This is a genomic window from Tautonia plasticadhaerens (genome assembly GCF_007752535.1).
Classification (GTDB): domain Bacteria; phylum Planctomycetota; class Planctomycetia; order Isosphaerales; family Isosphaeraceae; genus Tautonia; species Tautonia plasticadhaerens.
Window position 1 is genome coordinate 3799164 of sequence record NZ_CP036426.1, and the last position, 12162, is coordinate 3811325.

Annotated in this window: 10 protein-coding genes; 1 reads left to right on the forward strand and 9 read right to left on the reverse strand. The window is 72.9% G+C overall.

Going from position 1 to position 12162, the window contains the following annotated elements:
- Positions 1-53 precede the first annotated feature (53 nt).
- The 7 genes from ElP_RS15110 to ElP_RS15140 all read right to left on the reverse strand — a co-directional run bounded on the left by ElP_RS15110 (position 54) and on the right by ElP_RS15140 (position 6109).
- Complete coding sequence (locus ElP_RS15110) at positions 54-881, reverse strand: response regulator (RefSeq protein WP_145270630.1); 828 nt, start codon at positions 879-881, stop codon at positions 54-56.
- 95 nt (positions 882-976) lie between these two features.
- Positions 977-2197, reverse strand: coding sequence for a hybrid sensor histidine kinase/response regulator (locus ElP_RS15115; RefSeq protein WP_145270631.1), 1221 nt, complete (start codon positions 2195-2197; stop codon positions 977-979).
- 72 nt (positions 2198-2269) lie between these two features.
- Positions 2270-2785, reverse strand: a complete 516-nt coding sequence (locus ElP_RS15120) for a response regulator (protein WP_145270632.1) — start codon at positions 2783-2785, stop codon at positions 2270-2272.
- Positions 2786-3237: 452 nt separating this feature from the next.
- Positions 3238-4086, reverse strand: coding sequence for a prolipoprotein diacylglyceryl transferase (gene lgt / locus ElP_RS15125; protein ID WP_145270633.1), 849 nt, complete (start codon positions 4084-4086; stop codon positions 3238-3240).
- Between the two features lie 200 nt (positions 4087-4286).
- On the reverse strand, positions 4287-4682 hold the full coding sequence (gene panD, locus ElP_RS15130) for an aspartate 1-decarboxylase (RefSeq protein ID WP_145270634.1): 396 nt from the start codon (positions 4680-4682) through the stop codon (positions 4287-4289).
- Between the two features lie 17 nt (positions 4683-4699).
- Entirely contained in the window at positions 4700-5587 is an 888-nt protein-coding gene (panC, locus tag ElP_RS15135) for a pantoate--beta-alanine ligase (RefSeq protein ID WP_145270635.1), read from the reverse strand.
- A 171-nt stretch (positions 5588-5758) separates the two neighbouring features.
- Positions 5759-6109: a (2Fe-2S) ferredoxin domain-containing protein gene (locus tag ElP_RS15140; protein WP_145270637.1), complete on the reverse strand. Its 351-nt coding sequence runs from the start codon at positions 6107-6109 to the stop codon at positions 5759-5761.
- Between the two features lie 149 nt (positions 6110-6258).
- Between ElP_RS15140 and ElP_RS15145 the strand changes: the two genes are divergently transcribed.
- Positions 6259-8715, forward strand: coding sequence for a PAS domain S-box protein (locus tag ElP_RS15145; protein ID WP_145270639.1), 2457 nt, complete (start codon positions 6259-6261; stop codon positions 8713-8715).
- 85 nt (positions 8716-8800) lie between these two features.
- Here ElP_RS15145 and ElP_RS15150 read toward each other — a convergent pair whose 3' ends face one another.
- Together ElP_RS15150 and ElP_RS15155 are read right to left on the reverse strand one after the other, a co-directional pair.
- The gene (locus tag ElP_RS15150; protein ID WP_145270641.1) at positions 8801-9856 is read right to left on the reverse strand and encodes a thiamine pyrophosphate-dependent enzyme; all 1056 of its coding nucleotides are present in this window, start codon (positions 9854-9856) and stop codon (positions 8801-8803) included.
- A 336-nt stretch (positions 9857-10192) separates the two neighbouring features.
- Positions 10193-12148, reverse strand: a complete 1956-nt coding sequence (locus ElP_RS15155) for a 2-oxoacid:acceptor oxidoreductase subunit alpha (protein ID WP_145270643.1) — start codon at positions 12146-12148, stop codon at positions 10193-10195.
- Positions 12149-12162: the final 14 nt, after the last annotated feature.

Genomic DNA, 12162 nt, shown 5'->3' on the forward strand with positions numbered 1-12162 from the left:
GGGCGCGCCGGCCCGCCCCCGCCGGGGGGACTGGGGGATGGTCGGGCCGCCGATCAGTGGGCGTCGGCGGTGTCGTCGTCCGGATCGTCGTCGGAGGGCGGGGGGGGAGGGCAGTGGTCGTGCCGGCAGATCAGCTCGATGCGGTCGGCGGACCGGTGCTCGATGCGGTCGAAGGGGCCCCGGTGGACCCATCGGGCGACCCCCTCCTCGGGGGGGAGGCGGCCGCCGACGAGCCAGCCGGCGCGGTCCTCGACCGTGAGGACGACGCGGTCGGGCTCCAGGCGGTAGCCGACCGAGGCGATCTGCCGGGCCTCGGCCGAGTGCGCCCGGCCCCAGGAGGAGGCCGACGCCCAGAGTTCCCGGAGCGCCTCGGAGATCCCGGCCAGGGACTCGTCCCCCAGGGGGGTCCAGGCCCGGAGCATGCTGCGGAGGCGGGACAGCTCCCGGAGCGGCTCCAGCGGGTCCCGGAGGTCGAAGGCGAAGCTGCCCTCGGCCGGGTGCCGGCCGATGTCGCTCCGCCAGGCGTCGGCGGCCGAGAGGGCGCGGAAGACCTGGTCGGGGGTGTACGGCTTGGGGATGAAGTCGTTGGCGCCGACGGCGTAGCATCGGGCCTCGTTCTCCTCGACCCGGGCGGCCGAGACGACGACCACGGGGATCAGGGTCGTCTCCCTGCCGGCCTTGATGGCCCGGCAGACCTCGTAGCCGCTGACGTCCGGGAGCATCAGGTCCAGCAGGACGACGTCGGGGTGGTGGGCCCCGAGCCGCTCCAGGGCCTCGGCCCCGCCGAGGGCCGACTCGGTGCGGTAGCCCCGCATCCGGACGAGCATCGAGAGCAGCGTGTTGGCGTCGGGTTCGTCTTCGACGATCAGGGCGGTCGGCATCGGGCTCCCCCGAGGGGGCGAGTCGTTGGGAGAGGAGGGCCGGGGCGGCGTCGGCCCGGGGCCCCGTCGGGCGGGTTTCGGCCGCCCGGGTCATTCTACGCGAGCGGCCCGGTCTCGGACAGCGGGAGTCCCCCGGACGCCCCGGGGCGCCTGGGCAGGGCCACGCGGACGGTCGTCCCGCGGCCCGGGGCGCTCTCGGCGGACACCCGGCCGCCGTGCAGCTCGACGAACTTCCGGACCAGGCTCAGGCCCAGGCCCAGGCCCCGCTTCTGGAAGCCGAAGTCCCCGGAGGAATGATAGGTCGGGTCGAACTCGGTGAAGAACGGCTCGAAGAGCCGGGACAGGGCCCTCGGCTCGATGCCGACGCCGTGGTCGACCACCCGGATCGACGCCCCGTCGGCCCCGTCGGGTTCGAGCACCAGCTCGATCAGGCCGCCGTCGGGGGTGAACTTGATGGCGTTGGTCAGCAGGTTGACCACCGCGTCCCGGATCTTGTCGGCGTCCAGCTCGAAGCGGCCGAGGTGCGGGTCGAACCGCCGCTCCAGCCGCTGCGAGCGGGCGTGGATGAACGGGGCGACCTGCTCGGCCGCCTCGCCCAGCAGGGCGGCCAGGTCGACCGAGGAGATCCGGAGCGACAGCCGGAAGTCCTCGGCGCTCATCAACTTCAGCGAGTCGGCCAGCAGCCGGGCCAGCCGCCGGGCCCCGTCGGAGAGCTTCTCCAGCAGCTCCCGCTCCACCTCGTCCCGGTGGGGATTGAGCAGCCGGAGCAGCTCGCTCATGCCGTGGACCAGGGTGATCGGCGTGTTGAATTCGTGGCTGGCGACCTCCAGGAAGGCGTCCTTCAGCACGTTCAGCTCCGTCAGCTCCCGGTTGGCCGAGGTGAGCCGGTCGTTGGCCGACTGGAGCTGCTCGACCAACCGGCGACGGTCGGCGATCAGCTCGTGCTGGGCGACGGCCTGGTCGAGCACCGCCTCCAGCTCCTCGGGGTCCCAGGGCTTGAGCAGGAAGCGGAAGATCTCCCCCCGGTTGACGGCATTGATGACGGCGCCGATCTCGGTGTAGCCGGTGAACAGCACGCGGATCGCCTCCGGGGCCACCTCCCGGGCCCGGGCGAGGAAGGCGTCCCCGGACATGCCGGGCATGCGCTGGTCGGAGAGGATGACGTGGACCGGCCGGCCCGATCGGAGCAGCTCCAGGGCCGGGCCGCCGCCGGGGGCCGTGAGGACGTCGAAGCGGCGCCGGAGCAGCCCGGCGAGGCTCTCCAGCAGGCTCGGCTCGTCGTCGACGATCAGGAGCGAGGGGCGGGGGCGATCCATGGGGCAAGGCGCGTCGGGCGGGGAGGGTGGGGGAGTCGGCGCGCGTCGGACCGGCCGGGCCGGTCCGGGCGGTCAGCCCGCGTCCGCCGGGCTGGCCGGGGAGGGCTCGGGGGGCATGCCGCCGAGCTTCCGGAGCTGGTCCTCCAGGGCGGTGACCCGGTGGTTGAGGGCCTCCAGCTCCCGGCGGAGCCGCACCCGCTCGTCCTCGGCGGACACCAGGCGGTCGTACTCGGCGGCGGCCGACCGGACCGCCTCCAGCAACTCCTCCGGCTGCCAGGGTTTGCGGAGGAACTGGTAGATGTGGCCCTGATTGATGGCCGCGATGATCGACTCCAGGTCGGCGTACCCGGTGTAGAGCATCCGGACCGCCTGGGGCATCCGGGCCTGGGCCCGGGTCAGCAGCTCCACCCCGGTGACCCGGGGCATCCGCTGATCGGTCATGATGATGTGGACCTCCTCGTCGCGGAGGACCCGCAGCCCCTCCTCGGCGCCGTTGGCCTTGAGGACGCGGAACTCCCGGCGCAGCAGGTCGTGGACCGAGTCGCAGACGTCGGGTTCATCGTCGACGACGAGCAGGCAATGCTTCATCGCGAGGGCTCGGGCTCGGAGGGGATCGGGGGGCGGACCGGTCGATCGCCTCGACCGGGAGGCGCCCCGCCCCGACGGGGCCGATCTCGGCCGGCGGTCCCAGCCTACCACAGCCGATCGGCCGCGTCGAAGGTCCTGCGCCCCGACCCGTCGCGGGCGTCCTCCCGGGCATGCCGATCGGCCGGACGGCGGGGATCGTCCCCGGCGGCACCGGCCCGGTCGGCGTCCGCGGGGAATCATCGCACCCCCGGGCCACGGGCCCGGCGGCCGGGGTCCCGATCCGGGCGCGGGGCGCGTCGGAAAAAGGAAACACGGGTCGGGCCGGCGTCGGCCCGGGGTGATTCGACCCGCCCGGCAGGCCTACCGATGCCCTCGCCCGGGATGACTCCCCCACAGCTCCCCGGCCGCCCGGGGGGCACCCGGCCCGCCCCTGCCCGTCGCCCGGCCCCGGGTCAGGCCCTCGACGAGGAGGCCGGGGCGGCCACCAGGGCGTCGGCGTACCGGCCCTTCGGCCGGGTCGAGAGCCAGGCCCAGGCGGCCAGGCCGAGCAGCATCAGCAGCAGGCTGCCGTTCTGGGAGATGGTCATGCCGAGGAAGACCGCGCCCTCGTCGTCCCGGAGTTGCTCGATGAGGAACCGGGTAATCGGGTAGGTCACGGCCAGCAGGGCCATGACCTCGCCGTCCCGGCGTCGCAGGGGGTAGTAGGCGAGCAGCAGGCCGGCGAGGATCAGGCCGTCGAGGGCCGAGTAGAGCTGGGTCGGGTGGACCGGCAGGGACCGGAGGGCGGCCTGGTCGATCAGGCCGGAGCGGACCTGGTCCATCCAGGGCAGGGTGCCCTGGGGGAAGGAGACGGCCCAGGGCAGGTCGCAGGTGTCCCCGTAGCAGCAGCCGTTCAGGAAGCAGCCGATGCGGCCCAGCGCCACCCCGAGGGCGACGGCCGGCGCCGCCACGTCGAGCATGGGGGCGAAGGGGAACCGCCTGCGCCTCCAGAACAGCAGGAACGCCGCCGCCGCCCCCAGGCCGCTGCCGTAGAGGACGATCCCGCCCTCCCAGACCTTGAAGGCGTCGAGCGGCGAGTCGACCGACTCGCGGTGCTGCACCACGTAGAACAGCCGGGCGCCCACCAGGCCGCCGACGATCAGCCAGAGGGCCAGGTCGAACACGTCGTTCGGATCCACCCGCGACCGCCGGGCCAGGTAGGCCGACAGGTTCATCGCGGCGAGGAAGGCGAGGAAGAGCATCAGGCCGAAGCCGTGGATGCGGATGCCGGTGCCCGGGATCTCGTAGAGGACCTGCAACATGCCGGCGCCCTGCTCGGGGGACGGGGATCGGATCGGCCCGGCCTCGGCCGGGCGGGGCGATCCGGGGGGGATCGGGTGAAGCTGGCTGGCGGATGGCGGATGGCGGGGTGTCGGTGGTCGGAGGGGGCCATCCTCGAGGACGGTTCAGCTGCCCCGTCCTCCGCCGCCCGTCCTCGGTCCTCGGCCCTCGCCCCCCGAACTCAGCGGACGGCCGCGGCGGCGATCGGGGTGTAGGCGTCGTCGAGCCGATCGACGATGCGATTCTGGGCGTCGAGGGCGACGACCCGGGGCCGGTGGCCCTCGACCTCGTCGGCCTCGAGCAGGGCGAAGGCCATGACGATCAGGCGGTCTCCCGGGGTGCCGAGGCGGGCCATCGAGCCGTTCAGCTCGACCCGGCGGCCCCCGGGCTCGCCGGGGATCGCGTAGGTCTCGGCCCGGGCGCCGTTGGACATGTTGCTGATGAGGATCGACTCGTAGGGCAGGATGCCGACGGCGTCCATCAGCTCCGGGTCGATCGTCAGGCTGCCGTGGTAGTGCAGCGCGCAGCCTGTGACGGCGGCCTGGTGGAGCTTGCTCTTGAGCAGCTTCAATTGCATGGCAAGGGGGTCCCGGCCTACGGGGCGGGCCTCGGCAACGGGGCGTTGTCGATCAGCCGGGTCGTCCCGACCCGGGCGGCCACCAGGGCGACGCCCCCGGGGCCGGCCCCGGAGGCGTCGGGCAGCTCGGCCAGCGGTTCGAGCGTGGCCGCGTCGGCCACTTCGGCGTAGTCGAGCGCCACCAGGGCCTCAGATTCTATCCGATCGGCCAGGATCTGTCGAACCCGGTCGGCCGACCGCTCCCCGCCGACGACCGCCTCCTCGGCCTCCTCCAGCGCCCGGCGGAGCACCAGGGCCGCCCGACGCTGCTCGGCCGAGAGGTAGCGGTTGCGGCTGCTCATCGCCAGGCCGTCGGGCTCCCGGACGATCGGCACCGGCAGCAATTCCAGCGGGAAGTCGAGGTCGAGCACCATCCTGCGGATCACCGCCAGCTGCTGGTAGTCCTTCAGGCCGAAGGCGGCGAGGTCGGGCCGGACGATATTGAACAGCTTGGCCACCACCGTGGTCACGCCCCGGAAGTGGGTCGGCCGGGACCTGCCCTCCAGCACCGAGGACAGCCCCGGCACCTCGACGAACGTGCCGCTCGACCCGCCCGGGTACATTTCCTCGGCGGTCGGCTCGAAGATCAGGTCCACGCCCGCCTCGGCGCAGCGGCGGTGGTCCTCGTCCGGGGTCCTCGGGTATCGCTGGTAGTCCTCGCCCGGGGCGAACTGGGTCGGGTTGACGAAGATCGAGGCCACCAGGAACCCGCAGCGCGACCGGCACGCCTCCATCAATCGAACGTGCCCGTCATGCAGGGCCCCCATCGTCGGCACGAGGCCGATCGGCTGACCCTTCCACCTGGCCTCCGCCACCAGGCGGCGACACTCGGCGATCGAGGAGGCGACGACGGGGGTGTCGGGCATGGGGGCGTCCACGAGGGGGAGGAGGGGGGCGAATCCGGTCGGAAGGCGGCGGGCCGGGGATCGGGGCGAGGTCGCCGGGCACGGGACCCGGTGGGCAGCCGAGGGGGAGCGGGGATTCATGTCCCCCCGGTCGCGCCGCCCCCCGTCGATCATCCGCCCCCCGCCGCCCGGTCAGGCCCGATGGGGGCAGTCCGGATTGTTCAGGCAATCGTCCGGGATGAGGAGGTCGTCGAGGATCTTCCCGCCGACGAGGGTCTCGGAGACGATCCGGGGCACGTCCTGCTCGGTGACGCCGCCGTACCAGATGCCCTGGGGGTAGATGACGACGACGGGGCCGTGCTCGCACTGGTCGAGGCAGCCGGCGTGGTTGGCCCGGCTCGTCCGGGAGAGGCCGGCCCGCTTGAGGGCCTTCTTGAAGGCGTCCCGGAGGTCGCCGTCGCCGGAGGGGTCGCACGAGCCCCGGCGGTGCCCGGGGTCCCGGACGTTGCCGCAGACGAACACGTGGTGGGAGAAGGCGGGCATGGGGGTGGGTCGGGCCTCGATCGCGGGGAGGGCCGCGGTTTTTCTGGAGGATCGTCCGCCACGATCCGTATACTCTCAATGGTGGGCCTCGTGGGCCGATCGGGTCAAGTCCGCGTCGGGCGCCGACACGTCGCGCCGGGGGGTGAGCCGTGGAGCCGATCGTGCGGGGCACGGCCGCGGAACCGGCGATCGTCGGCCCGCCCCGAGAGGAGGCGGAGCGGGCCGTCGACCGCTGCCTCGGGCCGTTCGCCCTGGCCCTGCTGGAACGCTCGGCGCAGCCGTTCGTCATCGTCGAGCTGTCCGGCGCCCTGCTGCGGGCCAACCGGGCCTTCTGCGAGCTGCTCGGCTACGAGCCGGGCAGCCTGGAGGGCCGGACCATCGTCGAGCTGACCCCCGAGCGCTGGCACGAGACGACCCTCGACGCCCGGCGCCGGATCCTCGCCGAGGGCCGGCCGCTGCGCTACTCCAAGGAGTACCGCCACCGGGACGGCCGCGTCGTGCCGGTGGATCTGGTGGCCGACGTCCTGCCCGACGAGTCCGGCCGGCCGATCGCCCTGTACTCGATCATCACGGATCTGACCGACCAGACGGAGGCCGAGCGTGCCCTCCGCGCCTCCGAGTCCCGGTTCCGCGAGCTGTTCGACGAGGCCCCCTTCGGCTATCACGAGATCGACCGCCAGGGGAGGATCACCGCCGTCAACCGGGCCGAGTGCGAGATGCTCGGCTACACCCGGGACGAGCTGCTCGGCCGGCCGATCTTCGAGCGGGTCGACCCCTCGCAGCGGGCCGCGGCCGAGCGGGCCGTGGCCGAGAAGCTCGACGGCCTTCGCCCGCTGGTCCCCTTCGAGCGGACCTACCGCCGCCACGACGGCCGGGCCCTGATCGTCACCATCCGGGAGCGGCTCCGGCTGGACGACGAGGGGGAGGTCATCGGCATCCGGAGCACGGTGCAGGACATCACCGAGCAGAAGTTGATGGAGGCGGCCCTAATCGCCTCTCAGCGCCGGGCCCAGGCGCTGTTCGACGGCATCGAGGACGCGGTGTTCGTCCACGACACCGACGGCCACCTCCTGGAGGCCAACCCCGCCGCGGCCCGGCTGCTGGGCTACTCCCGGGACGAGCTGCTGCGGATGAAGACCTTCGAGATCGATGCGGAGGACACGGCCGCCGGCTTCCGGGGGCGCCTGGAGCGGCAGCTCCGCGACGGCCATCTCTCCTTCGAGGGCCGGCACCGGGCCAAGGACGGCCGGGTCATCCCGGTCGAGGTCAACACCTCCACGATCGAGCTGGGGGAGCAGATCGCCGTGCTCGCCGTCATCCGGGACGTGACCGAGCGCCACGCCCTGGAGGAGACCCGGCGCCGGTTCGCCGAGGCCCAGTCGGCCAACGCCGAGGTCCTCGCCGAGAAGAACCGGATGCTCCGGGAGAGCGAGGCCCGCTACCGCAAGCTCACCGAGGCGACGCTCGACGGCGTGGTCGTGGCCGACGCCGACGGCCGGATCACCCTGTTCAACCCCGCCGCCGAGCGCGTCTTCGGCTACGACGCGATGGAGGTCCTCGGCCGCCCCCTCTCGCTGATCCTGCTCGACGCCGACGGCTTCCGGGGCGGCGCCGACTGCGACTCGTGCCTCGACTGCGCCCGGCCCGCCTCCCGGCTGGTCGGCCGGACCGTCGAGCTGCGGGGCCGCCGCAAGGACGGCCACGAGTTCCCCCTGGAGCTGTCGCTCAACGCCCTGATCGACGGCGACGACGTCCAGTACGTCGGCTCGATCCGGGATCTGACCGAGCGGCAGCGGATGAGGGACATGCTCATCCAGAGCGAGAAGCTCGCCTCGATCGGCCTGCTCAGCGCCGGGGTGGCGCACGAGATCAACAACCCGCTGGCCTACGTGGCCAACAACCTCGCCGTGCTGGAGCGCGACCTCCGGGGCATCTTCGAGCTGATCGACGCCTACGAGTGCGCCCGGCCCGCGATGGCCCCCGAGGCGGCCGAGGCCGTCGGCCGCGTCGAGGCCGACCTGGACTGGGCCTACGTCCGGGGCAACACCGGCCGCCTGCTGACCCGGACGAGGGAGGGGGTGCAGCGCGTCGCCAGCATCGTCTCGACGCTCCGGAGCATGGCCCGCACCGCGCCGCCGGACAAGGAGCGGGTGCCGATGGCCGAGCTGGTGGCGTCGGCCCTGGAGATGGCCCAGGGGCAGCTCCGCAAGTCGAGGATCGAGGTCGAGGTCGACGCCCCGGCCGATCTCGTGCCGGTGCCGTGCGTGGCGAACCAGATCACCCAGGTGGTCCTCAACCTGCTGATCAACGCCTCCCAGGCCATCGACGAGCTCGACCGGCCCGAAGGGGGGCGGATCCGGATCCGGATCCGGGATGAGGCCGACGCCCAGGTCGTCGAGGTCTGCGACGACGGCTGCGGCATCGACCCCGACCACCTCCCCCGCCTCTACGACCCCTTCTTCACCACCAAGCCCGTCGGCGAGGGCACCGGCCTGGGCCTGGCCATCAGCCACAGCATCGTCACCGGCCACGGCGGCTCCATCGCGGTCGACAGCGGCCCCGGCCGGGGGACCACCTTCCGGCTCCGGCTGCCGGCCCGGGACTAGGGTCGGCGGCGGACGACGGTCGGGCGATGGCCGATGACGGATGACGGTCTCCGGGGGCGGGCGGCCGACCCCGCCCCCGGGTCCGTCACAGCTCGTCCAGGATCTCCCGGAACGCCTCCCGGGACGGGCGGAGGTCCTCGTCGCCGAGCCGGGACAACGGCGATTCGGTCAGCCGCTGGGCGGCGACGAAGTCGGGGCGGTCGGGGTCGACGTAGAGCAGGCCGGTGAGGAACTCGTCGGCCTCTCGGCCGTCCATCAGGAGTCGGAGGGCCGAGGCGCGGTCCCGGACGTCGTGCTCGGCGTGGTTCAGGGCGCGGAGGGTGATCCAGGAGCCGTCGTGCATCTGCACCCGGGTCGCCTCGCCGGCGGACTGCTCGACCTCGATCGGCTCGAAGTGGGGGACGAAGCCGAGGTCCTGGAGCGGCTCCTCGTGCGACTTCGCCCAGTCCCAGCCCTTGCGGCTCTCGGGGAAATCGTTGAAGGTCACGCACGGGCTGATGACGTCCAGGAAGGCCGTCCCCCGGTGGGCCAGGGCGGCCCGGAGCAGGGCGCCGAGCTGCTTGCGGTCGCCGGCGAAGGAGCGGGCGACGAAGGTCGCCCCCGCGGCGATCGCCTCCAGGCAGAGGTCGAACGGGGCGCTGGGGTTCCGCTCGCCGGAGGCCCGCCGGAGCGGGGCGTCGAACTCGGCGGTGGCCGAGAACTGCCCCTTGGTCAGCCCGTAGCAGCCGTTGTCCTCCACCAGGTAGACCATCGGCAGGTTGCGCCGGCAGGCGTGCTTGAACTGGCCGAGGCCGATGTTGGCCGTGTCGCCGTCCCCGCTGATGCCCACTACCGTCAGCTCGCGATTGGCCAGCGCCGCCCCGGTGGCCACCGACGGCATCCGGCCGTGCAGGGTGTTGAAGCCGTGGCTGTAATTGAGGAAGTAGGCCGGCGTCTTGCTGGAGCAGCCGATCCCGCTGAGCTTGACCGCCTGGTACGGGTTGATGCCCAGGGCCTTGCTCGCGTCGATCAGGGCGCTGGTGATGCTGTTGTGGCCGCAGCCCTTGCAGAGCGTCGACGGCGAGCCCTGGAAGGCGAGCAGGGGAAGCTCGAAGGTGCGGTCGCCGGAGTGGACCGGCACGGTGGCCTCGGCTCGGGACATGGGAGGGACTCCGACGGGGGATCGATGGGATGCGGGTTATAGATCAATCTCTCGGCGAATGCTGCTGGATTCCCGGCGAGGAGTCGGCGACGCTTCGCAGGACCCGGCGTCGGTCCGGAACCCCTCACCCCAACCCTCTCCCCACTCGTGGGGAGAGGGGGTCGGATCGGACCCTCGCCCCCGTCCTCGGGGGAGAGGGTGGGCGGAGCCCGGGTGAGGGGGATCGGAGGACTTGCGAGGTGTGGCGATCACTCGAAGGCCCTCACCCGGGCCCCCTCCCCGCGAGTGGGGGGGGGGCGGGACGCGACCCGTCCGGGGCCCGGGGGACCGCCCCTCCTATTCGGTCGAGACGACGGGCCCGCCGTCGTCCTCGGGGGACGGCGGCGAGGCCTGGGCGGCGGGGGTGTGGTGCTCCATGAAGTTGCGCTCCCAGTCGACCACGGGCCGGACGACGTCGGCGGCCGCCAGGGGGATGCCGCTGTAGTGGGTGACCGCGTAGAGGCGGTCGTCCAGGTTCCCCTCCAGCGTGGACCGGAGCAGGCTGAACAGCTGTGCGTCCCGGTTCTGCTCGATGACGTAGACGCGATCGTGCCTGGAGACGAACTCGGCCACGGCGTCGCTGGCCGGCAGGGCCCGGATCCGGCAGTAGGAGGCGGGGATGCCGGCCTCGCGGAGCAGGTCCCTCGCCTCGATCGCCGCCGGGTCGGAGGAGCCGTAGGCGATCAGGCCGACCTTGGCCCCGGCCTCCAGCGAGACGACCGGCCGGGGCAGGGCGGCCCGGGCGGTCTCCAGCTTCCGGGAGAGGCGGTCGAGATTCCTCGTCCAGTCGTCGGGGCGCTCGCTGTAGCCGGAACTCTCGTTGTGGCCGGTCCCCCGGGTGAAGTAGGCGGCCAGCGGGTGCTCGGTGCCGGGAAGCGTGCGGTAGCAGACGCCGTCGCCGTCCACGTCCTTGTAGCGGGCGAAGTGGCCGAGCCGCTCCAGGTCCCCGGCGTCGAGCACCTTGCCCCGGCGGATCGGCGCGCCCGGGTACTCGAACGGGTCGGTCAGCCACAGGTTCATGCCGAGGTCGAGATCCGAGGCCACGAAGACGGGCGTCTGGAAGTCCTGGGCCAGGTCCAGCGCCATGCCGGCCAGCTCGAAGCACTCCTTGACCGAGCCGGGGATGAGCACCGGGTGCCGGCAGTCGCCGTGGCCGAGCTGGTGGAGCTTCAGCACGTCCCCCTGGCTGGTCCGGGTGGGCAGCCCGGTGCTGGGCCCCATCCGCTGGACGTCGACGATGACGATCGGGATCTCGGCGAAGTAGGCCAGGCCGACGAACTCGCTCATCAGCGAGATGCCCGGCCCGGCGGTCGCCGTGATCGCCCGGGCCCCGGCCCAGCCGGCGCCGACGATCATGCCGACGGCCGCCAGCTCGTCCTCGGCCTGGACGACGGCGAAGGGGTGCGAGCCGTCCGGGCGGGTCCGGGTCCGCTTGAGGTAGTCCTCGGCGGCCTCGGCCAGGCTGCTCGACGGGGTGATCGGGTACCAGGTCATCACGCTGGCCCCGCCGAAGACGGCGCCGAGGGCGGCGGCCCGGTTGCCGTCGATCAGCAGCTTGTCGGAGGTGGCGTCCATCCGCTCGAGCCGGCAGGGGAAGCGCTCGCCTTCGAGGTGCTCGGAGGCCCAGTCGAACCCGGCCCGGGCGGCGGCGATGTTGATCTCGCCGGCCTTGGCCTTGCGGCCGGGGAACTCCCGGCGGATGCCGTGCTCGACCGACTCCATCTCGATGCCGGCGACCCGGGCGACCACGCCGACGTAGACCATGTTGATGACCTTGCGCAACTTCTCCCGATAGCCCTTGGTGCCGTCGCTGGGATAGGCCTCCTCGACGAGGCGCTGGAAGGGTGCCCGGATGAGCTGGATGTCGTCCCGGAGGCCGTCGAGTTCCTCCTTGAAGTCGTCCCGGGCGATCACCACGGCGCCGGGGGGGACGAGGCGGAGGTCGTCGGCGGCGGTCTGCTCGTTCATGCAGACGAGGATGGAGACGTCGTGCCGGTGGGCGACGTAGCCCTTGCCGCTGGCCCGGAGGTGGAACCAGGTGGGCAGGCCCTCGATGTTGGAGGGGAAGATGTTCTTGCCGCTGCAGGGGATGCCCATGTGATTGAGCGCCCGCAGCAGGACGAGGTTCGACGACTGGCTCCCCGAGCCGTTGACGGTGCCGACCCGGATGGCCAGGTCGTTGACGGTCGGGGGCGCGGTCGATCCTCCTCGACGCGTTGCGGGCGCCGGGGGGGCGGTCGGGACGGATGCCATGGGAGGTGCCTCGC